Below are 24,561 nucleotides of genomic sequence, written 5' to 3' on the forward strand. Positions count from 1 at the left end.
GTTCACTTCAGGAAAATCCCGATCGTTCAGGACTTGGGGTTGGAACCGACTCTCTCCCGTAAACCAGCCTTCAAAGTGCGTCAAAAACATCAAAAAATCTACAAAAACAAACTAGATTAAAAATCACAAAACGCATTCTCTTTAAGCCTCACCTCCAAATCAAACCCCAAACAAACGAGGGGTCTGGGGAGGCGAGCCTCCCCAGCCTTTCTTTTTTCCTCAAGGGACTTTCCCTCACACCCCGGGCGTCAGCTTCGTCTTCTGCTGCCCCTCCGCGTCAAAATTGCTGGGGTCGAGCCATGCTTCGAAAGCGTGGCGGCGTTCGGCCCAGTCGTGGTCGAGCATGGAGAACCAGGCGGTGTCGCGGTTGCGGCCTTTGACGACGAGGTGTTGGCGGAAGATGCCCTCGAAGGTGAAGCCGAAGCGCAGGGCGGAGCGGCGGGAGCGGGCGTTGAGGCTGTCGCATTTCCATTCAAAGCGGCGATAGCCCAATTCGTCGAACACGCGGCGGGCCATCAGATAGATCACCTCGGTGGCGAGCGGGGTGCGCTGCATTAAGGGGGTGTAGCTGACGTGGCCCACTTCGATGACGCCGTGGGTGGGGTCGATGCGCATGAAGGCGGCCATGCCGACGGGCTGCTCGGTGGTGGCGTCGATCACCACATGATAGAGGGGATCCTCGCTCGCCTTGATGCTTTCGAGCCATGCCAGAAACGGCGCGAAATCGCGGAAGGGCTCGGTCCACAGGTAGGTCCAGTTGCGGCCTTCGGGATCGTGCTGGTGGGCGGCGTAGAGGGCTTCGGCGTGGCGGGCCGGGTCGAGGGGCTCCAGGCGACCGTAGCGCCCGACCATGGGGGAGCGCGAGGGGCGGGGGCGGGGCTGCCAGTCGGGCACGAGAGCCCCCACCGGCTGGCCCAAGGCGTTCAGGATCTCGGTCATTCTGGCCCTTTTCCACGGGGTGAGGGGCGTATTGTTTTCTGGGGAGGGGGATGAAATCAAGGGGAAGGCTGGGGAAGCGAGCCTCCCCAGACCCCTCCCTTGGATTTAGCGTCGGAACACGACGGTTTTGCTGCCATTGGGGAGGACGCGGTGTTCGACGTGGTCGAGGACGGCGCGGGCGAGGACAACGCTTTCGATATCACGGCCCAGGGCGACGAGGTCGTCGGGGGTGTGGGCATGGTCCACGCGCTCAACGGCTTGCTCGATGATCGGCCCCTCGTCGAGGTCGGTGGTGACGTAGTGGGCGGTGGCGCCGATGATTTTGACGCCCCGGGCATAGGCCTGATGATAGGGCTTGGCGCCTTTGAAGCTGGGCAGGAAGGAATGGTGGATGTTGATGCACTTCCACGACAGGGCGGCGCACAAGGTGGGGCTGAGAACCTGCATGTAGCGGGCGAGCACCACGAGGTCGATGTGCAGGCGCTCGACCATTTCCAAAATGGCGGCTTCCTGCTCGGCCTTGTTGTCCTTGGTCACGGGCAGATAGTGATAGGGAATGCCGTGCCACTCGACGATGCGCTGAAAGTCGGGATGGTTGGAGACGACGGCCGGGATTTCGACGGGCAAGGTCCCGGTGCGGTAGCGGTAGAGCAGATCATTCAAGCAGTGATCGAACTTGGAGACCAGCAGCAAGAGACGCGGCTTGCGGCTGCCGTCATGGATGCGCCAGTCCATGGCAAAGCGCTCGGCCAGGGGCTGGAAGGCGGCGCAGAGATCGGCCAGGGGCGGCATGCCGGGGCGGGCCTCGAACACCGTGCGCATAAAGAAGCGACCGCCGATGCTATCGCCGAAATGCTCGGACTTGGTGATGAACAGATCCTGACCCGAGAGAAAACCGGCGACCGCCGCAACGATGCCGGTGGTATCGGGACAGCTGATGGTCAGCACGAAATGCTTGGCGATTTCGCTCATCGCTCACTTCCCAGGAAGGATTGACAGAAGAAGGAGAAAGGACAGGCTGGGGAGGCGGGGCTTCCCCAGACCCCTCGTTTCCTAAGGCTTCGTTTCGGCGGCAGGGCCAATTGAAGGTGGGGCCTGGGGAGGCCCCGCCTCCCCAGCCTTCTTCCTTTTCCTGCGCCCTTAACAATCCAAAGTATGCAAGCGCTCCCACGCACTCGCATGGCTCATGAATGCGTTCCACTCCTTGAGCTTGAGCTTGATGTAGCTCTCGACAAAGGCATCGCCGAACCCGGCGCGGGCGACCTCGGAGGACTCCAGCAGGCGCAGGGCATCCAACAGGTTCAGCGGCAGCTTGCGCACGTTTTGGAGCGTATGCCCGTCGGTATACATATTAATATCAAGGCGTTCGCCGGGATCGCGGTTGTTGGCGATGCCGTCGAGACCGGCCATCAACAAGGCGGCGGGGGCGAGATAGGGGTTGGTCGCGCCGTCCATCAAGCGGAACTCGAAGCGCCCGGCCTCGGGGATGCGCACCATGTGGGTGCGGTTGTTGCCGGTGTAGGTGATGGAGTTGGGCGACCACGTGGCCCCGGAGGCGGTGATCGGGGCGTTGATGCGCTTGAAGCTGTTAACGGCGGGATTGAACAGGGCGCAGAGGTCGGCGGCCGAGTGCATGACGCCGCCCAGAAACTGATAGGACAGCGGGCTCATCCCCAACTCGCCCTGGGGGTCATCGAACAGGTTGCGCGCGCCGTCCCACAGGCTGACGTGCATGTGGCAGCCGCTGCCGGTCAGGTGGTTGAACGGCTTGGGCATGAAGGTGGCGCGCATCCCCCGCGCCTCGGCCAAGGTCTTGGTCATGTACTTGAAGAAGACGTGGCGGTCGGCGGTTTTGAGGACATCGTCGTATTCCCAGTTCATCTCGAACTGGCCGTTGGCGTCTTCGTGGTCGTTCTGGTAGGGGCCCCAGCCTAGTTCCTGCATGGCATCGCAGAGTTCCTTGATGAGATCGTATTGCCGCATCAAGGCAAGTTGGTCGTAGCAGGGCTTGGGATACTCGTCGAGGGTATCGGCGATGTGGGTGCCTTCCTTGTTCAACAGGAAGAACTCACACTCGACGCCGACTTTCATTTGCCAGCCTTTTTCCCGGGCGCGGGCGATCTGGCGCTTGAGAACGTTGCGCGGAGCATCGGCGATGAGCTGGCCGTCGCACCAGACATCGGAGGCGAGCCAGCCGACCTCGGGCTTCCAGGGCAGTTGAATCAGGCTGTCGGGATCGGGCACCGCCAGGGTGTCGGGATGGGCGGGGGTTTGGTCCAGATGGGTGGCGAACCCGGCGAACCCGGCGCCGTTTTTCTGCATGTGGGCGATTGCTGAGGTTGGCACCAGCTTGGCGCGCAGAACCCCAAAGAGATCCACATATGAGATCAGAAAGTAGCGGATCCCCCGCTCCCGGGCGATCTCGGTGAGGTCCTCAACCATCAAAGCCCCCTCTCGCTTTGCCTCGTCTTTAGGCATTTTTAGCCCATGCCACCAAATGCGGCAGAGGCACGGTAGGCGCGGCCCCCTCGACTGGCAAGAACATTTTTTTCCGGGAAGAAGGGAAGGCTGGGGAGGCTCGCCTCCCCAGACCCCTCCGTTCCTTGGGATAAATTCCTAAGGAATCGAGGGGCCTGGGGAGGCTGGCCTCCCCAGCCTTCCCTTCTTCCCTCGGCCGCACCCGGTTCATGACAGGAAACTTTTTTCACAACCCCATTGACCCCCTCCCCCCTCGGCCGCTACGCTCAGGCCATCGCACAAGGGAGAGACGCGCATGTGCGGAATCGCTGGACTTCTGTTTAAACGGCCGGGAGCCAACCACGTTTTGGGACGCGCCCTGGCCGACATGCTGGACGGGTGCCAGCACCGGGGCCTGGATTCGACCGGCCTTGCCCTCTATGCCGAGCGCGCCGACGACGAGCGCTTGCGCCTGCGTTTTCTGGTGGACGACGATCCGGGCCTAGCGCGGATCAGAAGCGCCCTCGCCGACGCCAGCGCCACCTTGCTGGAAGAACGCCGCGAAGGAGCCAGCGTGGTGGTCGAGGTAGCCTACCGGGGCGAGATCCGCCCCTTTGCCTATGCCATGGAGCACGCGGCCAAGCTGGTGTCGCTGGGCCATGCGCTCGACATCATCAAGGACGTGGGCACCGCCCGCGACCTGGAGCGGATTTACGGCGTGGATCACGTGGACGGCAGCCACGGCATTGGCCACGTCCGGCTGGCCACGGAATCCGAGGTGAAGCCGGAAGCGGCGCACCCGTTCTGGGCCACCGGCTTTGCCGATGTCGCCATCGTCCACAACGGCCAGATCACCAACTACTGGAAGATGCGCCGCCGCCTGGAAGCGCGCGGCTTCGAGTTTCGCACCGACAATGACTCGGAACTGGTCGCCGTCTATCTCGCCGACAAGATGGCCCAGGGCCAGTCCCTGGAGGCGGCGCTGGCCCAGTCGGTGGATGACCTGGACGGCACTTTCTCGTTCCTGGTCTCGACCCGCGAGGGCATCGGCTACGCCAAGGACCGCCTCGCGGCCAAGCCGATGGTCATGTACGAGGACGACAGCCTGATCGCCATCGCCTCGGAAGAAGTGTCGCTGAACCGCCTGTTTCCGGGTCAGCCCCTGTCCACCACCGAACCAGCGCCGGGGACCTTCCGCACATGGTCACGATCGATCTGAGCACGCTGGGCATGCGCGCGGCCAACGAGGCCCTGCGCACCGCCGCCGCCCGAGGAGAGGATATCGAGATCCTCAACCCCGACGCCCGCCACCACATCGGCGTCGGCCTGATCCATCCCGTGCGGGTGCGGGTGCGAGGCTCGGCCGGGTACTTCTGCGCCGGCTTGTCGCATGGCGCCCGGTTCGAGGTGGACTCCAACGTCGGCTGGGGGGTCGGCGACTCTTTATATGCGGGCTCGGTGGTGGTCGGCGGCAACGCGGGCGCCATTGCCGGCGTTGCCCTGCGCGGCGGCGAGGTGGTGGTTAAGGGCAATGTCGGCAGCCGGGCCGGGCAGGTCATGAAGGCCGGCACCTTGCTCTGCTGTGGCAACGCGAGCTTTCTCGCCGGCTACATGATGTACGGCGGACGCATTATCATCCTGGGCGATTCCGGCGAGCGGGTCGGCGAGGACATGTCGGCGGGCGCGGTGTATGTCGGCGGCCGGGTGCAGTCCCTGGGCGCGGATGCCATGATCGCCGAGATGAGCCCGGAGGAGGATGCGGATCTTCGAGCCTTTCTCGCGCGCTACGACCTTTCCTTCGAGGGGCCCTTCACCAAGATCGTCAACGCTGGCACCAAGCTGCGCTACGGCGTGAGCGAACCCATCGCGCGGCCCCTGCCTCACCCGGTGTTTTCCGAGACCGACAGCTATTGGAACGCCAAGGTGGTGAGCGATATCCAGGCCAAGAGCCTGATCGGCCGCTACCGCATCCGGGGCTACGGCGCCTCCAAGCCCCTGCCCCACTTCTCGGACATCGCTTTCAAGGTGGATCCGACCAAAGTGGGCACCCAGGGCGACCCCCTGGCCGCTGTGTCGCTGGCCACCACCTTGGGCGATCGCCACGGGGCCACGCCGCTGCGCCTGTCCATGCCGGTGTTGATCGCCCCCATGAGCTATGGCGCCTTGTCCAAGTCCACCAAGATCGCCCTAGCCCGGGCATCGCGCCTCTCGGGCATCGTCGAGAACACCGGCGAAGGCGGCATGCTGCCCGAGCAGCGAGCCGAGGCCAGCCAACTGATCTATCAATGCCTCTCGGGCCGGCTGGGCTGGAACATCCACGACATGCTGCGCGCCGATGGCCTGGAGATCTACATCAGCCAAGGCGCCAAGCCCGGCCTGGGCGGCCAGTTGATGGCCAAGAAGGTGACGAAGGAGCTGGCGACCATTCGCGGGATCCCCGAGGGCATCGACCTGCGCTCGCCCTCGCGCCACCCCGATATCATGGGCGCCGACGATTTGGTGATTAAGGTCGAGGAATTCCGCGAGGCCACCGGCTACACCAAGCCGATCTCGATCAAGATGGGCGCCGGCCGGGTGCGCGACGACATCAAGATCGCTTACAAGGACGGCTTCGATTTCGTTCAGCTCGACGGCCTCCAAGGCTCGACCGGGGCCGCCTCGACCGAGGTGCTGGAAAACGTCGGCATCCCCACCCTGGCCGCCTTGCAGGAGGCCTTGGATGGTTTGGCCGAGATCGAGCACAAGGGCGACATGCCCATCGTCCTCATGGGCGGCATCAAGGACGGGGTGGACGCCCTCAAGGCCCTAGCTCTCGGCGCCAGCGCCGTGGCCATGGGCACGGCGGCTCTGATCGCCGGCGGCTGCATCAGTTGCATGCAGTGCCATGTCGGCAACTGCGTGGTCGGCATCGCCACGCAAGACCCCGAGCACGAGGCGCGTTACCAGACCGAGCGCCAAGCCCAGGCCATCCATCGCTTCTTGGAGGCGGTGCGCTGGCAGATGGCGGCCCTGACCCAAGCGCTGGGCTACAGCGATGTGCGGCAGGTGTCGCGGGCCGACTTGGTGGCCCTGACCCCGGAGGCGGCAGCGATCACTGGGCTGCCTTATGACCCCTCTTATCGGCCGCCTGACTTGGCTTTGTCGGCGTGAAAGGCTGGGGAGGCGAGGCCTCCCCAGACCCCACGTTTCCTGGGACCTGCCGCCCGCGAAGACCCCTACATGACTGTGGGGTCTGGGGAGGCCCCGCCTCCCCAGCCTTCCTTTTTCACGACGAGGTAGATGATGACTGCGTGCAAGCCGTTTTCCCTGGATCTTGCCGCCGACCAAAGCGGCCTGCCCCACTATCAGCCGCCGCCCTGTCAGGTAGCCTGCCCGATCGGCACCGATGTGGGCTCCTACGTTGGCCTGATCTGGGACGGCGACGCGGCCGGCGCCCTGGAAGCCATCACCGCCACCAATCCCTTCTCCGGGGTGTGCTCGCGGGTGTGCGATGCCCCGTGCGAGAGCGCCTGCCGCCGCAGCCAAGCCGATGGCGCCGTGACCATCCGCGCCCTCAAGCGCAGCGTAATGGAGGCCCTGGGCCCGGGCTACCGCCTGCCCCCGGTCCAGCCGACCCAAAGCCAGACCATCGCCATTGTCGGCGCCGGGCCGGCTGGCCTGACCGCCGCCCAGGATTTGGCCCTGGCCGGCTACCCGGTCGCACTCTACGAGGCGCAAGATCGCGCAGGCGGCGCGGCGGCCTGGGGCATCCCCGACTTCCGCCTGCCGCCGGCCGTGGTTGCCGAGGATGTGAACCGCGTTCTAGAACGATGTTCGGGAATCACCGTGCACCTCTCCACCCCGCTGGGCGCCGGCGGCGTGAGCCTGGAGGCCCTGCGGCGCGACCATGCCGCCGTGCTGCTGGCCCTGGGCGCCAATGTCGGACGCCCCTTGGGCGTGCCGGGTGACACCTTGCCCCAGGTGGTGGACGGCCTCAGTTTCCTCAAACGTATCAACGGCGGCGAGCGCCCGACCCTGCCGGCCCACGTGGTGGTGATTGGCGGCGGCGACGTGGCCATGGATGCCTGCCGCGCCGCCCAGCGCCTGCCCGGGGTTAAGAAGGTGACGGTGCTCTACCGCCGCAGCCTGGACGAGATGCCCGCCCGCCTCCACGAGCGCCATGCCGCCTTGGCCGAGGGCATCGAGATTGTGACCCAGGTTGCCCCCACCGCCGTACAGCCGATCCCCGGCGCCGACGACCGGGTGGCGCTGTCGTGCGTGCGCACCGCCTTGGGGGCGCCGGGCCCCGATGGGCGACGCGGGTTCCAGGCGATCCCTGAGTCTGAGTTTACCCTCGACGTGGGTCTGGTGATCGCTGCGGTCGGGCAAAAGACGGCGGTCGAGGAACTGGAGCGCCACGGCCTGCTGGCCCAAGGCCGGATCCTGGCCGATCCCCAAACCCTGGCCACGCCGCTGCCCGGGGTGTTTGCCGCCGGCGATGCGGCCAGCGGCTCCTCGACCCTGGTGCGGGCCATGGAACAGGGGCACCGCGCCGCCTATTATGTGCTGGCCGCCCTCAACGGCGAGACCCATCCCCAGCCCTATCGCACGCCGTACCGCACGCGCCAAGCGCCCCTGGCCCAGGACCCGCGCTGGGAAAAGCTGGGCCGCGAGGAGCCGCGCTTCCTCGGCCAAGGGGCTGATCCGTGGGGCGAGACGGAAGCCAACTACGATACCGAGACGGCCAAGGCCCAGGCGGCGCGCTGCTATCGCTGCGATACCGAGACCGGCTCGACCGACTACTCGGTCAAACTGCGCGAAACCCTGTTCGCCCTGGCCCGCCCCGACACTACCGCCGAGACCCGCCGCGCCCTGACCTTGGCCCGGCTCGACGCCCGCCCCACGCCGGCGCGTCCGGGGCGCCCGACCTTCGACGATCTGGTGTTCCTGCCGGCCAACCTGACCCGCTTGGTCATCGACCCCTACCGCGAGGCCTGTAAGACCACCACGCCCCTGGCGGCCGGGTTGAGTCTGGCCCATCCGCTGCTGGTCGGCGGCTTCGACACCGCGCCGGACGGCGTGCGCGCCGCCCTGGCCCAGTCGCTGGCCGACAGCGGCACGGCCTATGTTGGGCGCGCGGCCTTGCCCGGGGTCCCCTGGGTCCAACTGGTTGGGGCCAACGGCATCGCCGACCCGGCGGCCGCCCTGGCGATCGCCCTGCCGCGCCCGGGAACGCCGCCGGCACCGCCCGCCCTGGCGCGGCCCGATCAGCCCTGGGGCCTGCTGGCGACCCGGGCCACGCTGGGGGCCGCCGTCGCCGTGGCGGTGGACCGCGGGGCAGCCTGCCTTGTCCTGGACGGCTCGGAGGCCCTGCCGGCCGATGGCGCCGATCTGGCCGGCCCGCCGGATATCGGCCTGCTCCCCGAGGCGATCCGCCTGCTGCGGGCCCGCAAGGCCGAGGAGTTAGTGCCGATCGTGTGGTTTGGCGGCTTGCGCTCGGGCTCGGATCTGGCCAAGGCCCTCGCGCTTGGCGCCACGGCCGGCATGGTCGCGGCGGCGGCCGGGTTTGCTCTGGGGGGTGTTCTCGACAGGACCGGACTCGTCTTCCCCGAGGCGGCGCCCTCGGCGGCGGCCTTGAGCCTGTTCCTCCAGGCCGCCGTGTCGGAGGGCTCGATGATGGCGCGCTGCACCGGCAAGACCAACATCCACAACCTGGAGCCCGAAGACCTGCGCACCTTGACCCTGGCCGCCCAGAGCGCGACGGGGATTGTCATGGCGGGGGTGAAGAAGGCTGGATAGCCGAAAGAGCAAGGCTGGGGAGGCGCGGCCTCCCCAGACCCCTCGGAAATAAGACGGGGTCCCCTAAACGGGGAGGCTTTCATCCATAAAGCCGCTGGAAAGAGCTTTGCTCTCTCGAGTCGGGGCAATCATACGCGTCACCAGGGTAATTTTCGTTGCCGTACCGGCGCGACCTCAACCAAGACACGGAAGACAGGCCGGTTATCCTCGCTCCTGGATCGCCCTTCTGGCGAAAGAAAAATATTTTTTTGTTTATTATCAGCTATATAGAAAATTACTTCCCTAAAAACTAAAGAAAAAAAGATCCCCGTCCGCCGCGAGCCCTTGCCGGATCGGCAAGGAAGGATCACCCTATCCCCCAGCGCAACGTATCCCTAGAGCTACACTCTTTTAACTGGAGCCTATGTCTCCAGACCGGGAGACAACCTATCGAAAGGTGAGTTTCCTTTAGGGCACAAGCGACTAGTCTGAAGGATGTGCCCTTCATCCACTTCCCTCAAAAAGGAAGTCGCGCCGGGAAAGATGCAACACAAATACCGCGCCTGCAATATAAATCGCTCTTAAGAGGAGAGGGTGATGCGTCTGTCCATTAAAAGCAAGCTGGCGGCTTCCTTCCTGCTTGTGATCCTTCTTGCGGCGGCATCGGCCCTGATGGGCCTCAATGCCATGTCAACCATGAATGACAGAACGGTCTTTCTGACCTCGAACTCCAATAAAAAGCTGGTGGCCGCCCTTGAGCTGAAAGCGCTTTTTTCGGATACCGCCCGCCTTGTGCGCAACGTCATTCTCTACGACGATCCAGAAAAGCAAAAATCGTACATGAGGGAGGCCGAGGAAGATCAAGATTTGATGATGCAAAAGCTGGCTAGCATTCGGGCGCTGATCACCTCTGAGGAAGGCCAGCGCCTGATGCAATCAACGGAAGCCCTGATTTTGCGCTATCGCGAATACAGCAACCGTTCCAATGATTTGGCTTTGCAGAACACTTCAGCCCAGGCACTCCACCTTCTCAACCAGGAAGGCCACGCCCAGGTGGAAAAAATTTACGCAACCCTGGAGCAGATGCGCCACACAGTTGAAGGCACTGGCGACTTCCAAGGGTTGGTCGCCGTTAGCGCCGTTCAACGGCAGTTTGACCACTTGCGCTTCGTCAGCCGCCAGATGCTCACGACCCTGGAGCAGGAAGAAATTGCCGCTTTGCAAAAAGAAGCGGATAGTGCCGTCCTCGGAATCAAGGAAAACGCCACGCTTCTCGCCCGGCGCCTGGAGGGACTGGACAAAGGGGCCGTGAACACCTTGGCGTCGAGCTTATCCACATACGAGGATATTTCGCGCAAGGCTCGGGATCTCGCCCAGCAGCAGTCCAAGGAAAAAGCCATCCTCTTGCTGCAAACCGAAGGCAACAAGATCCGCTCGGAGTTGACCGCGGCCTTGGACCGCATTGCGCTGCTTAGCAGCAACCAGATGAACGAATACGTCACCTACAACCTTGAAGAATACACGCAGATGCGCACTACTTTGCTGAGCATCTTGCTGGTGACGATTCTCGTCAGCATCGGTGTTGCCAGCTTCATGGCGATTAGCATTGGGCGCGGCCTGGGGCGGGCGGTCGGCTTGGCCAACGCGGTGGCGGTGGGCGATCTCAGCCAGACCATTGAGCAAAGCAGCAAGGACGAGATCGGCGATCTGGTGACCGCCCTCAACCAGATGACCGCCACCTTGCGCACCACGGCGCAAATCGCCGGGGACGTAGCGCGCGGCAATCTGACGGTGGAAGTCAAGCGGCTGTCGGACAAGGATGTCCTCGGCATCGCCTTGGAAGAAATGATCACCAACCTGCGCGCGGCGGCGGCCGTGGCGGCCGAAATCGCCGCGGGCAACCTGACGGTGGAAGCCAAGCGCCGCTCCGAGCACGACGCCCTGGGCATCGCCCTTGAGACCATGCTCGCTCGCCTGCGCTCGGTCGTCAGCGACGCCTTGGCGGCAGCTCAACAGGTGTCGTCGGGCAGCCAGCAACTCTCGGCAACGTCGGAGCAACTGGCCCAAGGCGCCACCGAACAGGCCTCGGCCGCCGAGGAAGCGTCGTCGTCCATGGAGGAAATGAGTTCAACCATCCGCCAAAGCGCCGACAACGCCACCGAAACCGCCCGCATCGCCCAACGCTCGGCTCAGGACGCCGAGGCCAGCGGACGGGCAGTCACCAAGGCGGTGGACGCCATGAACACCATCGCCGAAAAAATCAACATCGTGCAGGAAATCGCCCGCCAAACCGACCTGCTGGCCCTCAACGCCGCCATCGAGGCAGCCCGGGCTGGCGAACATGGCAAGGGCTTCGCCGTGGTGGCCTCGGAGGTGCGCAAGTTGGCCGAGCGCAGCCAAGCGGCGGCCTCGGAGATCATGACCTTGTCGTCGGAAACCCTGGGGCTCTCGACCCAGGCCGGCGACATGCTGACCAAGCTGGTGCCTGACATCCGCCGTACCGCCGAACTGGTGGAAGAGATCAGCGCAGCAGCCCGCGAGCAAAACGTCGGCGCCGAACAGATCAACACGGCCATTCGCCAGCTTGACCAAGTGACCCAGCAAAACGCCAGCGCCTCGGAGGAGATGTCGGCGACGTCGGAAGAACTGGCCGCCCAGGCCCAGCAGCTTGACGAAACCATGTCGTTCTTCAAGACGGGGCAAACCGGCACGGCGGCACCGACGCCCCCCCGCCGCCCGGCTACACGGGCCAAGACCCGGGGCAAGCTGGGAGAAGCCCCTGCCAACAAGGGCATCCGCTTGGCTCTTGATGAGGCGGACCGGGATGATGATGAGCTGTACGAGCGGTACTAGAGGAGAAAGGAAGGCTGGGGAGGCGCGGCCTCCCCAGACCCCGCGGGGCTGGAGGGGTGCTTGAGGAGGCGGCATCGGCTCTGTGAGTGCCCGTGATTTGTGCAGAGAGAATCGAGAGATCGTTGGGGGGCTTGTTTTTTAGGCGGCATTGTTTTTGCATTCTCCTTTCCGACGCGGAGGCACGAGGCGTGAGGGACCCCTGTCCTTTTCGTCCGCGGCTCCTGCCTTCGGGAAGGAGATCTGGACATGAGCACGACCGGCCCTGTTTCTCTTCGCCCCGAGGAGGACAAGGGGGCGTTGGCCGCCTTGATCGGCCAGACCCGCCATCTGGCACGGCACGCTCAGACAGCGGCGACGGGGCAGGCCCAGGCGTTCGAGGAAATCGCCGGGCGCACGCAATGCCTCACTCAGGCCCTGACGGCGACCGAAGCCACCTTGTCCTCGTCAAGCGATCAAGCCAAACAGGTTCGCACCACCACCGAGCAACGCATCGACCATTTGGCCCAGGAGATCCGCCAGCGCCTGGAAGACAGCGCGCGGCGCCTGGAAGCCAAGGGAGAACACGCCCGCCAGGTCTTGGAGGCCATTGGCGCCATTGGGCAAAGCGTGCGCATGCTGGCCTTCAACGCCCGGATAGAGGCGGCGCGGGCGGGCGACCAGGGCCGGGGGTTTGCCGTGGTGGCGGGCGAGGTGGGAACCCTGGCCACCCACACCCTAGATCAGGTGGCCCAAGCCAGCCAAGCACTTGATTTTACAGATATTTTCTCCCTACTCACCACCACGGTCGAGGCGGTATCTCAGTCTCTTGATGACTTGCGCGCCCTGAGCGAGACCTCCCTCGGTGATCTGGAAGCCCTGCTGGGCACCATCACCAACAATGTGGCGGCGATCACCGAGCATAATGGCGTGATCCGAGAGATGATCGACCTGGGCAACGCCACCCGGACCCGGGCCCTGGACAAGATGGACCGGGTTTCGGCCACCTTAAGCGATGTCGGGCATGCCCTGCATGATCCCCGGCAGCTTCAAGCCCTGGCACAGCGCCACCACTTGCCCCTGGAGGCCCGCCCCGACCGCCTTGCGGCGATCAAGGCGCGGGGCGAGATCCGAGTGGCAGTGGAGCCCGGCTTTGTCGGCCTGTCGTTTCGTCGGCGGTTGGGCGCGCCGCTGGAGGGGCTGGACGTGGCCTATGCCGAAGCGTTTGCCCGCTGGTTGGGCGTGCGCTGCACCTTTGTCGAACACCCCTGGGACCAGTTGACCGAACTCCTGGTCTGCGGCCGGCGCCCCGGCGAGCCCCCGGCCGACGTGGTGTGGARCGCCCTGCCGCCCAGCGCCAGCTTCGGGGGCGTCGCCTATTCGGAAACCTACACGTGGCTGCCCTTTGTCATGGCCCGGCGCCGGGGCGACACCCGGATCCAGGGCCTGGAGAGTCTGGCGGGCAAGGTGGTCGGGGTCATCAACGACCCGGCGGCCCTGGCGGTTCTCGAAGGCCTAGGCCTGCGCTGGGCCGCCAACGCCCACCGCCCCGGGGGCCGGATCCCTCTCGCCAATCTGGTGGCGTTCTCGGACCAAACCCGGATTCACGACGCCCTGGCCACCGGGGGAGTCGATGCATTTTGCGTGGACTTGCCGATTTTTTACTGGGCCTGCACCGCCCCGGAAAGCCCCTGGGCCACGCGACTGGAAATCCTGCCAGGATCCTTGACCCCACGATCCTACTACTACGCGGTCGGGGTCGCCGCCGAGGCCGGATCCTACCCCTTGCTGCACGAAATCAACGCTTTCCTAGCCCACTTCCTGAAAACCCCCGAGCGGGCGACCCTGGAACGAACCTGGCAGGGCCAAGTCCACACCGCCTCCCTCAGCTACCGCGACGAGGACGGCGCTCTCCCCGGCGAAGCCGACCTGCGCCGCCTTTGGGAGCAAACCGCATAAGGAGCCGAGGGACCTGAAGGCCCGCCTTCCCCCCTGCCCTTTTTTGCGCCCCCCCCCTAAGCCTCACCAGACCGGGAGTAAACAATCACCGAAAGCAACCGAATCGGCAGCTTACGCAACTCCTCGGGCCCATGGGGCGCGTCGGCATCGAAGAACAGGGAATCCCCCGGCCCCATGAGATAGAGCTTGTTGCTATGGCGATAGGCCACCTCGCCCTCGAGAAGATAGATGAACTCCAACCCCGCATGCTGGAACAGGGGGAAGACGTCGGACTCCTCGGTCAAGGTCACCATGTAGGGTTCAACCACCAAGGTCTTGCCGATGGTGTGCCCCAACAACTGGTATTGATGACCGGCCCGAGTGCCGCGCCGCTCAATCAGCAGCCCCTCGCCCGATCGCACGAACGTCGCGTCGCGCTGCTCCTCGAATTTGCGGAAAAAGGCCGTGACCGGCACGTTCAGAGCCCGCGACAAGGCCTGAAGGGTGGACAGCGACGGTGATGTCACACCGTTTTCAATTTTAGAGAGCATGCCATGGGACAGCTTGGCCTGACGCCCGAGGTCGGCAACGGTCATACCGAGCTTCATGCGGTATTCCCGGACCTGCCGACCAATCGCGACTTCCAGACTGTTTTCCGGCGCCCCGTCGAGAGCATGGGGATTCTGTGCTTGATCCTTCATCGTTTCCTCTGAGGCAACGGATCAAGAATTATATGAAACACACCCCAAGCCCGCAACCCGCCCGCCATAACAAAAAACCCGTCGGAAATCCGACGGGTTTTTTTGATGGTGCGGTCGAGAAGACTCGAACTTCCACGGCCTTTCGGCCACAGCGACCTCAACGCTGCGCGTCTACCAATTCCGCCACGACCGCATCGTAACCTTCTTTACAGTAAAACATTCAAGATTGGAAGTCAAGAGCTTTGTTTTTGCCTTGCCGTCTTTTCTTTCAGGCCCCGTCGGCTTCCGTTTTGCTTGGCCGCCGCCGAGGACGGATGCAATATCAAACGCGGCCGGGGGGAGCAAGGGGTTTTTTCACTGTGCCCCCCGGGAGCCCTCTTTTTTTTCAGGACGGCATGATGGACTGGCTGACGAGCCTGACCCCGATCCCCTATCCCGACGCGCTGGCGCGCATGGAAGCGCGCGCCTGGGCCATCCGCGAAAGCGGCGCGGCGCAAGCCCTGTGGTTTTTGGAGCATCCGCCCCTCTATACCCAAGGCACCAGCGCCCGGCCCGAGGACCTGCTGTGGCCCGAGCGCTTCCCGGTGTATGCGGCCGGCCGCGGCGGACAATACACGTACCACGGACCGGGACAACGAGTGGTGTATGTGATGATGGACCTGGAGCGGCGCGGACGCGATGTCCGGCGCTTTGTCCACGACCTGGAAACCTGGCTCCAGGAGGCCCTGGCCCGGTTGGGGGTGGCAGCCGAGCCGCGGGCGGATCGGGTCGGCTTGTGGGTACGCCACCCGAACGGCGGCGAGGACAAGATCGCCGCCCTGGGCATCCGGGTGCGCCGCTGGGTCAGTTTCCACGGCATCGCCCTCAACGTCGCCCCGGACCTGGAGCACTTCCAGGGCATCGTGCCCTGCGGCATCCAGGAGCACGGCGTCACATCGCTGCGCGCGCTCGGTCTGGACATCCCCATGGCCGACGCGGACGCGGCGCTGGCCCGCGCGTTCACGGCGGTGTTCGGCGAAACGCTTACGCCGGTCGCAGGTGAACCTTGATGTCGCGCGGCGGGGCAAGGTAGGGCGCGCTGGTCACAAGCACCCGGGCACCGGCGTGGACGTAGTCAGCCGCGTTGGCCAAGGTCACCCCCCCGGCGGCGGCCAGGGTCACCTGATCGACAAGGCCGTGCTCGTCGAGAAAGCGCCGCAGAGCAGCGACCTGGGACGGGGCGAAGCGTTCGAGTTGGACGACCTCGGCCCCGCCCAAAATGGCGGCCCGGGCCTCGGCCTCGGTGGTGACTTCGCTCACCACGCGCTTTTCCGGGCAGCGTCGCCGCAGGGCCCGTAAATGCGTCTCCAACTCGGCGGGCTCCAAGAACGCCCGGTGCTCGGCGAACACCAGCAGGGTTTCCGAGAGTCCCAAACGGTGCAAGCTAGCCCCCCCGGCTTTGACCGCCTTGGCAGCCAGGGCACGGGTGCCCGGAAAGGTCTTGCGGGTGGTGGCCACCACGGTGCCGGGCTGGGCCGCGGTGGCAGCGTCCACGAGGGCGCGGGCGGCACTGGCGATGCCCGAGGCCTGCTCCATCAGGGTCTGGGCGACTTTCCAGGCCTGATGCAAGGCGCCCGCCGTACCGTGGGCCCGCAACAGCAAGGTCTCGGCCGGCACCACGGCGCCGGAGGCAAACAGCGGCTGGGGAGTGGCGCCGACCAGGGTCATGAGACGGCAGGCCTCCTCGATCCCGCACACAGTGAGATCCATCCGGGCGGTAAAGGTCATGATCCCCGGACGGTCGCCGATCCCTAGGGACTCGGTGGTGAGATCACCATGGGGGGCATCCTCGGCCAGCAGGTCGGCCAAGCGGGCATCGGAGAGGCAGCACAGCATGAAGAGCAATTCCTGCGTCGGGAGGGCGGACAAAAAAAGGCTGGGGAGGCGAACCTCCCCAGACCCCTGTTCCTTTTTAGGACACCAGGGCGTCGGCTTCGCGCAAGGCAGCGGTTTTGAGGTCCTCCAGACCGGCGCGTTGGGCCAACTCGGCAGCTTGGCGGGCGTGTTTGAGGGCGGCGCGCGGCTGGGACGAAGCGTCGAGCCGGGCGAGATCGAGGAGAGCCTCGGCCTCGCCCCCGAGATGGCCGGCGGTGGCGAACAGCCGGGCGGCCTTGGCGAGCGCAGCCCGGGCGCCTTCCACGTCGCCCAGGCCGGCGAGCAAGGTGCCGAGGTCGTGGGCGGTCCACGCTTCGTCGAGCACATCGCCGCTCATGTGGAACAACTCGGCGGCCTGATCGAAGGCGGCATGGGCCAAGTCGGCGCGTCCCTTGCGCCCTTGAAGCTGGCCCAGTTCGCGCAAGATCATACCCCGGTGATAGGTGTGCCCCCGAGCGGAATAGAAGCGCAACGCGCGCGCGTAACAATCAAACGCGGTTTCAAGATCGCCGGCCTCGCGCGCCGCCCGGGCCTGGGCCCGCAAGACGCGGGCCTCGCCTTCGCCGTGTCCTTCGCCATGGAACAAGGCAGCGGCCGCGCTCCAGGCGGTGTCGCGGGCCGCGAAGTCGCCCCGGGCCTCGGCGGCCATCCCCAGGAGATGCAAGGCCACGGCCCGCTCCCCCGGGTCGCCCTCGGCGCCGAAGAGAGCAAGAGCTTCGGTCAGGTCGCCCTGGGCCTCGGTTGGCTGCCCCTCGGCCAAGGCCAGTTCGCCCAGGCGGACCAAGATGGCGGCTTCCTCGTTGGAATGGTTTTGCTGGCGACAGAACATGCGCGCCCGCCGCAGGGCCTCGCGGGCTTGCTGGATTTGGCCGGCGACGACATGACGATCAGCCTCGCGCAAGGCGGTATCCACCGGGGTCATGGGCATGTCCTGTCCTCCGAAGGGCCGGGACGTCGGGAATGCGTGTCCCGGACCGTCACCCGGAATCGGGGACCGTCCCGAGACCGGGACGCTGCTTCACTGGAACAACTTTACGCTTCCCCTTGGCCGGGAGCAATGCCCGGTCGGCGCGATCGGATGTCCCCCTGCCTTCCCTGTTTCCCCGAGATCGCATGGTTGACGCTTGCGTCAGGCGACGGCATCGGTCACCCTCTGGGCACAAGACCAAAAACACCAACACCCAAACGGGAGGAGGACTTTAACCATGAAAGTGGTGGTACACGTCGATGCGGGAGAGTCATGGCCGCGCCGCGCCGAAGCAGCGCTGCGCTTTGTCAGCCTCCGCGGGGGCGGCCGGATTCTCGGAGTGTATGGGCAGATGGCCACTGTGCTCCCGGCCTACGCCTATCACGGCGACAAAGCCGCCATCGGCGATGAAGCGGCGCCCCAGCGCCAGAAGTTTTTCGAGATGCTGTCGGGCATCGAGGGGATTTCCCCCGACTGGCACACCATTCACTCGGCCAATCCCGACTTTATCGCCAGCGAACTGACGGCCAACGCCCAGTATGCGGATTTGACGATTTTGGGACAAAACGATCCCCGAACCGCCGACCGCGTGCCCGCTGATCTGGCCGAACAGGTGGTACTCAACTGCGGGCGGCCCGTTTTGTTGATCCCCTACACCGGGAGCTTCGAGTACGGCTTCTCCCGCGTCCTGGTCGCCTACAACGACAGCCGCGAGTCTGCTCGGGCCCTGGGCGACGCCCTGCCCTTCATCCGGGGCTCGGAAGCCTGGGTGTCGGTGGTGCGCCATGCTCCCGACAAGGCCGATCCCAGCGACTGGCGCTGGATCGAACTGCTGCGCCGGCTGGAGGATCACGGGGTGCGGGCCACCGTCGAGACCCCCACCCTCAACGCGATTGGCGTGGCGGATTTCTTGTTGTCGAAGGCAGCGGATGTGAGCGCCGAGCTGTTGGTGATGGGCGCCTATGGCAAGCTCGGGTTACCGCGCATGCTGCGGGGCTCGGTCACGCGCGATATTTTGCGGCAGATGACGTTGCCCGTTTTGTTAAGCCATTAGGGAAGGCTGGGGAGGCACGGCCTCCCCAGACCCCTCGGTCAARGGGGCCGGTCAGGCGGCGGGCGGCAGGGCGGCCTTGGCGCCGGCCTTTTCCAGTTTTTTGAGCGAACTGGTGGTGGTGCGGTCGAGATCGCGCTTGAGGCTGCGGATCTCCAAATCGCGGTTGTGCAGCCGCACGCGCAGCGCGACCGCATTGGTCCACATCATGAAGGCGCCGGCGATGAGGCCAACAGCCAGAGCGCCCAGGACCAGCAGATAAACGGGCAGGTCCACGGTGAAAGGGGTCGGCCACAGGCTGACTTCGGCCACGGCCCGATTGTTCACGGCAAACACCGCGACCAAGGCGGCCAGCGGCAGGCCGATCAGCCAGAAAGAAAGCTTCCTCAACGGTTCCTCCTGCGGTCAACAGACCAGGGTCGGCTTATTCCTCGTCATCATCGTCGTCGTCGTCCTGATCGACGCCGCCGTTGAGCAGCTCTCGCAGCTGCTTCCCTGCCTTGAAGTAAGGGGCAGCCTTGGCATCGACGTCAACGGTCTCGCCGGTACGCGGATTGCGTCCGATACGGGCGTCGCGCTTTTTGACAGAAAACGCGCCGAACCCGCGCAATTCAACCCGGTCCCCCCGGGCGAGCGCATCGGCGATTTCATCAAAAATGGTCGAGACAATCCGCTCAACGTCACGTTGATAAAGATGCGGATTGCGTTCCGCAAGACGCGCAATCAGTTCCGATTTGGTCATCGTCCCGCCATCCTTGCCTGGCACGCCCCTCCCCAGGGTGTGGGCAAAGCGTGCCAGAGGGAGTCCCGTTCGTCAAGCAACCCGCTCATCTGCAAGCATTTTTTCGCGCTCTCCATCCGCCTCGCCGCAAGGCCCGTCGTCGCGGTCTGTGGCAGAAAAAAGAAGGGCGCCCCCGGAGGGACGCCCTTCCCTGTCACGCCGACGAAGACGTGGCTTAGTCTTCGGATTCGGCCTTCTGCTGCGCCTGCTTGAGAGCAGCGCCCAGAATGTCACCGAGCGAGGCGCCCGAGTCGGCAGAGCCGTACTCGGCCATGGCCTGCTTCTCTTCGTCCATTTCGCGAGCCTTGATCGACAAGGTCATGCGACGGTTGGACTTGTCGATGTTGGTGACCTTGGCGTCCAAGGTGTCACCCACCGAGAAACGCTCGGGACGCTGGTCGCCGCGCTCGCGGGCCAGATCGGACTTGCGAATGAAACCGATGGCGCCGTTGACGTCCACCTCGATGCCGTTTTCCTGCACCAGGGTGACAACGCACGAAACAATCTGGTTCTTGCGCAGCTCGGCGGTCGCCTCGCGGTAGGGGTCTTCGCCCAACTGCTTGACGCCCAGGCTGATGCGCTCCTTCTCGATGTCCACATCGAGAACCTTGGCGCGCACCACGTCGCCCTTCTTGTAATCCTTGACGGCTTCGTCGCCCGGCCGGTTCCAGTCGAGGTCGGAGAGGTGGATCATGCCGTCGATGTCGCCGGTCAGACCGATGAACAGACCGAACTCGGTGATGTTCTTGATCTCGCCTTCGACCTCGGTGCCGATCGGATGGGTCTCGAGGAAGGACGCCCAGGGGTTGGACATGGTCTGCTTCAGACCCAGGCTGATGCGGCGCTTGTCCGGATCAACGTCGAGGATCATGACCTCGACTTCCTGGCTGGTGGAGACGATCTTGCCCGGGTGGACGTTCTTCTTAGTCCAGGACATTTCGGAGACGTGCACCAGACCCTCAACGCCCGGCTCTAGCTCGACGAAGGCGCCGTAGTCGGTGATGTTGGTCACGCGGCCCAGGAAGCGGGTCTGGACCGGATACTTGGCGGCAACGCCATCCCAAGGATCGGCTTCGAGCTGCTTCATGCCCAGGCTGATGCGCTGGGTCTCGGGATTGAAGCGGATGACCTGGACCTTGACGGTCTGGCCGATGGCCAGGGCTTCGGTCGGGTGGTTGATGCGCTTCCAGGAGATGTCGGTGACGTGCAACAGGCCGTCCACGCCGCCCAGATCGACGAAGGCGCCGTAATCGGTGATGTTCTTGACGACGCCGTCGAGGATCTGGCCCTCCTTCAGCGTCTCCATCAGCTTGCTGCGTTCCTCGGCGCGGGTCTCTTCCAGCACAGCGCGGCGAGACACGACGATGTTGCCGCGAGCGCGGTCCATCTTGAGGATCTGGAACACCTGCGGCTGGCCCAGGAGCGGCGAGATGTCGCGCACGGGACGGATGTCCACCTGGCTGCCCGGCAAGAAGGCGATGGCGCCGTTGAGATCAACGGTGAAGCCGCCCTTGACCCGGCTGTGGATGGTGCCGCGCACGCGCTGTCCGTCGGTGAAGGACTTCTCCAGCTCGTTCCAGGCTTCCTCGCGGCGCGCCTTGTCGCGCGACAGGACGATCAGGCCGTCCTTGTCTTCGTAGCGCTCGACAAAGACATCGACCTTGTCGCCCAGAACCACCTGGGCTTCCTCACCGGGACGGGTGAATTCCTTGACCGGGACCCGGCCCTCGGACTTCAAACCAACGTTGATGAGGTAGAAATCGCCGGAACGGCCGATCACGGTGCCCGTCAGCACCGAGCCTTCAAGGCCGCCCGCGTTGCCGAGCTGCTCGTTCAGGAGCGCCTCGAAATCCTCGTGGGCAGGAGCATCGTGGCCAGCATGAGCCATAACCATGGGGTTGTTCTTCCTTTCGTTCGTCGCAAACTGTTATCCGGCCAGCCGGTTGGGTCCGGCGGTCTTTTCATCGCATCGGGCGCCGCCCCACCCGGGACGGCACACTCCTGGAAACTCAGGACGCGGCAACCAGCCCTTTCAGCCTTTTAGGGCCAAAAGAGCGTGGACGGCGGCCAACGCCTGATCGGCGGTGAGGGTTGAGGTATCCAGCACGACGGCATCGTCGGCGGGCACCAAGGGCGCAACCGAGCGGGAGCGATCCCGTTCGTCACGCTCGCGCATGTCCCTGACCACGTCGTCTTCCTTAACATCGAGGCCGTTTTGTCGCAACTCAAGAAAGCGCCGTTGGGCGCGGACTTCGAGACTGGCGGTGACAAAGACTTTCACGTCGGCGTCGGGACAGACCACGGTGCCGATATCGCGACCATCAAGCACGGCGCCGGGCGGCGTTGCGGCAAAGCGGCGCTGAAGGTCGAGAAGCGCGGCGCGCACGCCTTCCAGGGCCGCGACCTTGGAGGCGGCCTGTCCGGCGGTGTCGGTGGTCAGGACCGGATCGCCCAAGGTGGTGAGATCAAGAGCACGGGCCGCCGCCTCGGCCTGCCGAGGATCGGAGGGATCGCCCCCGGCCCGCAGCACCGCCATCCCCACGGCGCGATAGAGCTTGCCGGTGTCCAGGTGGGCATAGCCCAGGTCGGCGGCCAGACGGCGCGACAGCGTTCCCTTGCCGGCGGCGGCCGGCCCGTCGATGGCGATGATCAAGGGGCGTCCTCCGTGATCGTGGCCCCGAGCGCGCCCATGAGGGCCACGAATCCGGGGAAGCTGGTATCAATGGCGCGGCCATCGTCGATGGCGACCGGCTCGGCGCTGACCAGGCCCAGCACCAGAAACGACATGCCAATGCGGTGATCGAGATCCACCGTGACCCGCGCCCCGCCTTGGGGGGGCCGCCCGCTGCCCTGAACGATCAAGGTATCGCCCTCGACCGCCACCCGGACCCCGCAGGCCGCTAGCCCCCGGGCCATGGCCGCCAGACGGTCGCTTTCCTTGACCCGCAGCTCGGCCAAGCCTTCCATGCGGGTTTCGCCCTCGGCGCAGGCGGCGGCAATGGCGAGAATCGGGTACTCGTCGATCATGGACGGTGCGCGCTCGGGCGGCACGGTCACGCCACGCAACCGGCTGGCGTGGACCTCCAGGTCCCCGACCGGCTCGCCCGCTTCCTCGCGGGGATTAAGCACCCGGATGTCGGCGCCCATCTCGCGCAAGGTGTCGAACAAGCCGGTGCGCAAGGGGTTGAGGCCCACCCCGTTCAGCACCACGCGCGAGCCCTCGACCAGCAGGGCCGCCACCAGCGGAAAGGCGGCCGACGAGGGATCGGCCGGCACTTGCACCGCCGCGCCCGTCAGCTCGGGCTGTCCGGTCAGGGCCAAAACCACGCCGCCGTCCTCGGCCGGGGTGCGGGTCAGGGTCGCCCCGAAATAGCCCAGCATACGCTCGGTGTGGTCGCGGGTGGGAATGGGCTCGATGACCGTGGTCGTCCCCGGGGTGTTGAGACCGGCCAGCAGCACCGCCGATTTGACCTGGGCGCTGGGCACCGGCACCCGGTAGGTCACTGGCAAGGGCGCGCGGGCGCCGCCAAGAGCCAGCGGCAGCCGCCCGCCGTCTCGCCCCAGGAAGGTGGCGCCAAAGCGCGACAGAGGCTCAATGACCCGAGCCATGGGGCGCCGCCGCAAGGACGCGTCGCCGGTGAAGATCGCGGTGATCGGGTGGGTGGCGACCAGCCCCATGAGCAGGCGCGCCCCGGTGCCGGCGTTGCCCATGTCGAGCACATCGGCCGGCTCGGCCAGACCGCCAACCCCCACCCCGTCCACCTGCCAGACCGCGCCGGCCTCGCCTGGGGCCAAGCGCTCGACGCGAGCCCCCATGGCGGTCATGGCGTGGGCGGTGGCCAACACGTCCTCGCCTTCGAGCAAGCCGGTGATGGTGGTGCGGCCCACGGCCAGCCCCCCTAGCATCAAGGCGCGATGGGACACGGACTTGTCGCCTGGCACCCGAAGGGAACCAATAAGGGCGTCGGCGCGCCGGGCGCGCAGGGGCAAGGGACGGTCGGCCATGGGCTTCCTGGCGGCAAAGAGGTCAACGGGAGCGCAAAAGGAGCAAGGCGTTTAGCACAGGCTCCGCCCCAAGGGTAGCGTTCAAGGGCCATCGGGTGAAGGAAGGCCTGGACATCCGGCGAAAGAAATAAGGGAAGGCTGAGGAGACCCCGCCTCCCCAGACCCCTTGGTCTCTCAGGCCCTTCGAACGGGGGTATACCCCAAGATAGGGACCGGCTGGAAAAAGAGTGCGAGAGGGCGGCAAAAACCGTCTTGTCCAAAGGCGTTAAAAGGATGTTCGATTGCTTTTGACAAGGGCCGGAGGAAAGTGGCAATAGCGGCCTTTCCGATGGGGCCCCGCTACACGCCAGGGGACCCGAGTCGTCATGGGCCGGATGGGCCGGGGCAGTCCCGCGGCATCGGTGTTCGTTAGGGAGGTGGAAGCGTGTCCAAACCCGAATGGGGCGTCAAGCGGACCTGCACAAGTTGTGGGGCGCGGTTTTATGACCTGCGGCGATCGCCTGCCGTCTGCCCCAAGTGTGAGGCGGTCCTGGAACTCGATTCCCCCGTCAAATTGCGCCGCGCCGAGCGCAAGAAAGAGCCCCCCAAGGTGGTACCCGTGGTGCCGCTTGATGAGGAGGATGTGGATCTCGGGGCTGGCATGGACGTCGATGACGCCCTGGAAGCCGACGACGACGACGAGGTGGCTGATCTGATGGAGGACACCTCCGACCTGGGCGAGGACGATACCGACCTCCACGAGGTCAAGGACCACCTGGAGCTTGACGAGTCCGAGTAACCCTCCCCGTCCTGGGATTTTTTCCGCCTTCTCGCATTTTCCTCTTGTCGAGACCGGCGGGACCTTGTAGACACCCGGGCCTCGGCGCTGATGACCGGCCCCCCGGAAGGCGGCGACGAGGTCCCAAGGTTCTGGCGGACACGCCAGAGCATCGTGATGTTGGCCTGGCAGGTCGGCGCATTACCCCGGTGGGGGGCTGTAGCTCAGTTGGGAGAGCGCTTGAATGGCATTCAAGAGGTCAGGGGTTCGATTCCCCTCAGCTCCACCAAGGGTTCGTGAAGAGGTGCGTTGGTAAAGTTCCCAACGGCTTGGCCGCAAGGTCAAGCCATTCCCGGATGGGGGCTGTAGCTCAGTTGGGAGAGCGCTTGAATGGCATTCAAGAGGTCAGGGGTTCGATTCCCCTCAGCTCCACCAAGGGTTCGTGAAGAGGTGCGTTGGTAAAGT

At 65.2% G+C, this 24,561-nt stretch carries 19 protein-coding genes and 3 tRNA genes; 10 read left to right on the forward strand and 12 right to left on the reverse strand.

The window, feature by feature from the left end:
* Nucleotides 1-234: 234 nt before the first annotated feature.
* The 3 genes from RSPPHO_RS11640 to glnT form a co-directional block, all read right to left on the reverse strand.
* Nucleotides 235-939 carry a GNAT family N-acetyltransferase gene (locus tag RSPPHO_RS11640; protein ID WP_041795253.1) on the reverse strand — a complete coding sequence of 235 codons (705 nt, stop codon included), beginning with the start codon at nt 937-939 and terminating at the stop codon, nt 235-237.
* A 105-nt stretch (nt 940-1,044) separates the two neighbouring features.
* Nucleotides 1,045-1,911 carry a formyltetrahydrofolate deformylase gene (gene purU, locus RSPPHO_RS11645; RefSeq protein ID WP_014415435.1) on the reverse strand — a complete coding sequence of 289 codons (867 nt, stop codon included), beginning with the start codon at nt 1,909-1,911 and terminating at the stop codon, nt 1,045-1,047.
* Nucleotides 1,912-2,079: 168 nt separating this feature from the next.
* The gene (glnT, locus tag RSPPHO_RS11650; protein WP_041795257.1) at nt 2,080-3,381 is read right to left on the reverse strand and encodes a type III glutamate--ammonia ligase; all 1,302 of its coding nucleotides are present in this window, start codon (nt 3,379-3,381) and stop codon (nt 2,080-2,082) included.
* 331 nt (nt 3,382-3,712) lie between these two features.
* Between glnT and RSPPHO_RS11655 the strand changes: the two genes are divergently transcribed.
* The 5 genes from RSPPHO_RS11655 (at nt 3,713) to RSPPHO_RS11675 (ending at nt 13,941) form a co-directional block, all read left to right on the forward strand.
* Nucleotides 3,713-4,615, forward strand: a complete 903-nt coding sequence (locus RSPPHO_RS11655) for a class II glutamine amidotransferase (protein ID WP_014415437.1) — start codon at nt 3,713-3,715, stop codon at nt 4,613-4,615.
* Nucleotides 4,597-6,546: a glutamate synthase-related protein gene (locus RSPPHO_RS17930; protein WP_014415438.1), complete on the forward strand. Its 1,950-nt coding sequence runs from the start codon at nt 4,597-4,599 to the stop codon at nt 6,544-6,546. The genes RSPPHO_RS11655 and RSPPHO_RS17930 overlap by 19 nt, the downstream gene beginning before the upstream one ends.
* A gap of 129 nt (nt 6,547-6,675) precedes the next feature.
* Nucleotides 6,676-9,174 carry an FAD-dependent oxidoreductase gene (locus RSPPHO_RS11665; RefSeq protein ID WP_014415439.1) on the forward strand — a complete coding sequence of 833 codons (2,499 nt, stop codon included), beginning with the start codon at nt 6,676-6,678 and terminating at the stop codon, nt 9,172-9,174.
* 576 nt (nt 9,175-9,750) lie between these two features.
* The gene (locus RSPPHO_RS17935; RefSeq protein WP_051013854.1) at nt 9,751-12,006 is read left to right on the forward strand and encodes a HAMP domain-containing methyl-accepting chemotaxis protein; all 2,256 of its coding nucleotides are present in this window, start codon (nt 9,751-9,753) and stop codon (nt 12,004-12,006) included.
* Nucleotides 12,007-12,252: 246 nt separating this feature from the next.
* The gene (locus RSPPHO_RS11675; protein WP_014415442.1) at nt 12,253-13,941 is read left to right on the forward strand and encodes a methyl-accepting chemotaxis protein; all 1,689 of its coding nucleotides are present in this window, start codon (nt 12,253-12,255) and stop codon (nt 13,939-13,941) included.
* 56 nt (nt 13,942-13,997) lie between these two features.
* Here RSPPHO_RS11675 and RSPPHO_RS11680 read toward each other — a convergent pair whose 3' ends face one another.
* Both RSPPHO_RS11680 and RSPPHO_RS11685 read right to left on the reverse strand, forming a co-directional pair.
* Nucleotides 13,998-14,621, reverse strand: coding sequence for a helix-turn-helix domain-containing protein (locus RSPPHO_RS11680; protein WP_014415443.1), 624 nt, complete (start codon nt 14,619-14,621; stop codon nt 13,998-14,000).
* Nucleotides 14,622-14,727: 106 nt separating this feature from the next.
* Nucleotides 14,728-14,814: transfer RNA gene (locus RSPPHO_RS11685), tRNA-Leu, on the reverse strand.
* A 205-nt stretch (nt 14,815-15,019) separates the two neighbouring features.
* Here RSPPHO_RS11685 and lipB point away from each other — a divergent pair.
* A complete protein-coding gene (gene lipB, locus RSPPHO_RS11690) occupies nt 15,020-15,670 on the forward strand; it encodes a lipoyl(octanoyl) transferase LipB (RefSeq protein ID WP_041795260.1) in 651 nt (216 codons plus the stop codon).
* Here the strand turns inward: lipB and modD are convergent.
* Together modD and RSPPHO_RS11700 are read right to left on the reverse strand one after the other, a co-directional pair.
* Nucleotides 15,645-16,496, reverse strand: a complete 852-nt coding sequence (gene modD, locus RSPPHO_RS11695; RefSeq protein ID WP_041795262.1) for a ModD protein — start codon at nt 16,494-16,496, stop codon at nt 15,645-15,647. The two genes, lipB and modD, sit on opposite strands and share 26 nt — an antisense overlap.
* Before the next feature lie 76 nt (nt 16,497-16,572).
* Nucleotides 16,573-17,463, reverse strand: coding sequence for an ATP-binding protein (locus RSPPHO_RS11700; RefSeq protein ID WP_014415447.1), 891 nt, complete (start codon nt 17,461-17,463; stop codon nt 16,573-16,575).
* A gap of 277 nt (nt 17,464-17,740) precedes the next feature.
* On the opposite strand from RSPPHO_RS11700, the gene RSPPHO_RS11705 reads away from it, so the two are divergent.
* On the forward strand, nt 17,741-18,556 hold the full coding sequence (locus RSPPHO_RS11705; RefSeq protein WP_041795265.1) for a universal stress protein: 816 nt from the start codon (nt 17,741-17,743) through the stop codon (nt 18,554-18,556).
* A gap of 51 nt (nt 18,557-18,607) precedes the next feature.
* On the opposite strand, the gene RSPPHO_RS11710 is transcribed toward RSPPHO_RS11705, so the two are convergent.
* The 5 genes from RSPPHO_RS11710 to aroA form a co-directional block, all read right to left on the reverse strand.
* A complete protein-coding gene (locus RSPPHO_RS11710) occupies nt 18,608-18,943 on the reverse strand; it encodes a lipopolysaccharide assembly protein LapA domain-containing protein (protein ID WP_014415449.1) in 336 nt (111 codons plus the stop codon).
* Between the two features lie 34 nt (nt 18,944-18,977).
* The gene (gene ihfB, locus RSPPHO_RS11715) at nt 18,978-19,295 is read right to left on the reverse strand and encodes an integration host factor subunit beta (protein WP_041795268.1); all 318 of its coding nucleotides are present in this window, start codon (nt 19,293-19,295) and stop codon (nt 18,978-18,980) included.
* Between the two features lie 214 nt (nt 19,296-19,509).
* A complete protein-coding gene (rpsA, locus tag RSPPHO_RS11720; RefSeq protein WP_014415451.1) occupies nt 19,510-21,228 on the reverse strand; it encodes a 30S ribosomal protein S1 in 1,719 nt (572 codons plus the stop codon).
* A gap of 138 nt (nt 21,229-21,366) precedes the next feature.
* Nucleotides 21,367-21,987 carry a (d)CMP kinase gene (gene cmk, locus RSPPHO_RS11725; RefSeq protein WP_014415452.1) on the reverse strand — a complete coding sequence of 207 codons (621 nt, stop codon included), beginning with the start codon at nt 21,985-21,987 and terminating at the stop codon, nt 21,367-21,369.
* Nucleotides 21,984-23,339, reverse strand: coding sequence for a 3-phosphoshikimate 1-carboxyvinyltransferase (aroA, locus tag RSPPHO_RS11730; protein WP_014415453.1), 1,356 nt, complete (start codon nt 23,337-23,339; stop codon nt 21,984-21,986). Before aroA ends, cmk begins: the two co-directional genes overlap by 4 nt.
* A gap of 424 nt (nt 23,340-23,763) precedes the next feature.
* On the opposite strand from aroA, the gene RSPPHO_RS11735 reads away from it, so the two are divergent.
* The 3 genes from RSPPHO_RS11735 (at nt 23,764) to RSPPHO_RS11745 (ending at nt 24,531) form a co-directional block, all read left to right on the forward strand.
* Nucleotides 23,764-24,117, forward strand: a complete 354-nt coding sequence (locus tag RSPPHO_RS11735) for an FYDLN acid domain-containing protein (RefSeq protein ID WP_014415454.1) — start codon at nt 23,764-23,766, stop codon at nt 24,115-24,117.
* Between the two features lie 192 nt (nt 24,118-24,309).
* Nucleotides 24,310-24,385, forward strand: a tRNA-Ala gene (locus tag RSPPHO_RS11740).
* A gap of 70 nt (nt 24,386-24,455) precedes the next feature.
* Nucleotides 24,456-24,531 (forward strand) — tRNA-Ala (locus tag RSPPHO_RS11745).
* The last annotated feature ends 30 nt before the right edge of the window (nt 24,532-24,561 follow it).

Source organism: Pararhodospirillum photometricum DSM 122 (assembly GCF_000284415.1).
Lineage (GTDB): Bacteria > Pseudomonadota > Alphaproteobacteria > Rhodospirillales > Rhodospirillaceae > Pararhodospirillum > Pararhodospirillum photometricum.

What these genes read in the sequence shown, in the direction of transcription:
- RSPPHO_RS11655 (WP_014415437.1), top strand. Translation starts at nt 3,713, where the DNA reads ATGTGCGGAATCGCTGGACTTCTGTTTAAACGGCCGGGAGCCAACCAC.
- aroA (WP_014415453.1), bottom strand. Translation starts at nt 23,339, where the DNA reads ATGGCCGACCGTCCCTTGCCCCTGCGCGCCCGGCGCGCCGACGCCCTT.
- ihfB (WP_041795268.1), bottom strand. Translation starts at nt 19,295, where the DNA reads ATGACCAAATCGGAACTGATTGCGCGTCTTGCGGAACGCAATCCGCAT.
- RSPPHO_RS11705 (WP_041795265.1), top strand. Translation starts at nt 17,741, where the DNA reads ATGAAAGTGGTGGTACACGTCGATGCGGGAGAGTCATGGCCGCGCCGC.
- RSPPHO_RS17930 (WP_014415438.1), top strand. Translation starts at nt 4,597, where the DNA reads ATGGTCACGATCGATCTGAGCACGCTGGGCATGCGCGCGGCCAACGAG.
- RSPPHO_RS17935 (WP_051013854.1), top strand. Translation starts at nt 9,751, where the DNA reads ATGCGTCTGTCCATTAAAAGCAAGCTGGCGGCTTCCTTCCTGCTTGTG.
- lipB (WP_041795260.1), top strand. Translation starts at nt 15,020, where the DNA reads ATGGACTGGCTGACGAGCCTGACCCCGATCCCCTATCCCGACGCGCTG.
- rpsA (WP_014415451.1), bottom strand. Translation starts at nt 21,228, where the DNA reads ATGGTTATGGCTCATGCTGGCCACGATGCTCCTGCCCACGAGGATTTC.
- glnT (WP_041795257.1), bottom strand. Translation starts at nt 3,381, where the DNA reads ATGGTTGAGGACCTCACCGAGATCGCCCGGGAGCGGGGGATCCGCTAC.
- purU (WP_014415435.1), bottom strand. Translation starts at nt 1,911, where the DNA reads ATGAGCGAAATCGCCAAGCATTTCGTGCTGACCATCAGCTGTCCCGAT.
- modD (WP_041795262.1), bottom strand. Translation starts at nt 16,496, where the DNA reads ATGCTGTGCTGCCTCTCCGATGCCCGCTTGGCCGACCTGCTGGCCGAG.
- RSPPHO_RS11665 (WP_014415439.1), top strand. Translation starts at nt 6,676, where the DNA reads ATGATGACTGCGTGCAAGCCGTTTTCCCTGGATCTTGCCGCCGACCAA.
- RSPPHO_RS11700 (WP_014415447.1), bottom strand. Translation starts at nt 17,463, where the DNA reads ATGCCCATGACCCCGGTGGATACCGCCTTGCGCGAGGCTGATCGTCAT.
- RSPPHO_RS11640 (WP_041795253.1), bottom strand. Translation starts at nt 939, where the DNA reads ATGACCGAGATCCTGAACGCCTTGGGCCAGCCGGTGGGGGCTCTCGTG.
- RSPPHO_RS11680 (WP_014415443.1), bottom strand. Translation starts at nt 14,621, where the DNA reads ATGAAGGATCAAGCACAGAATCCCCATGCTCTCGACGGGGCGCCGGAA.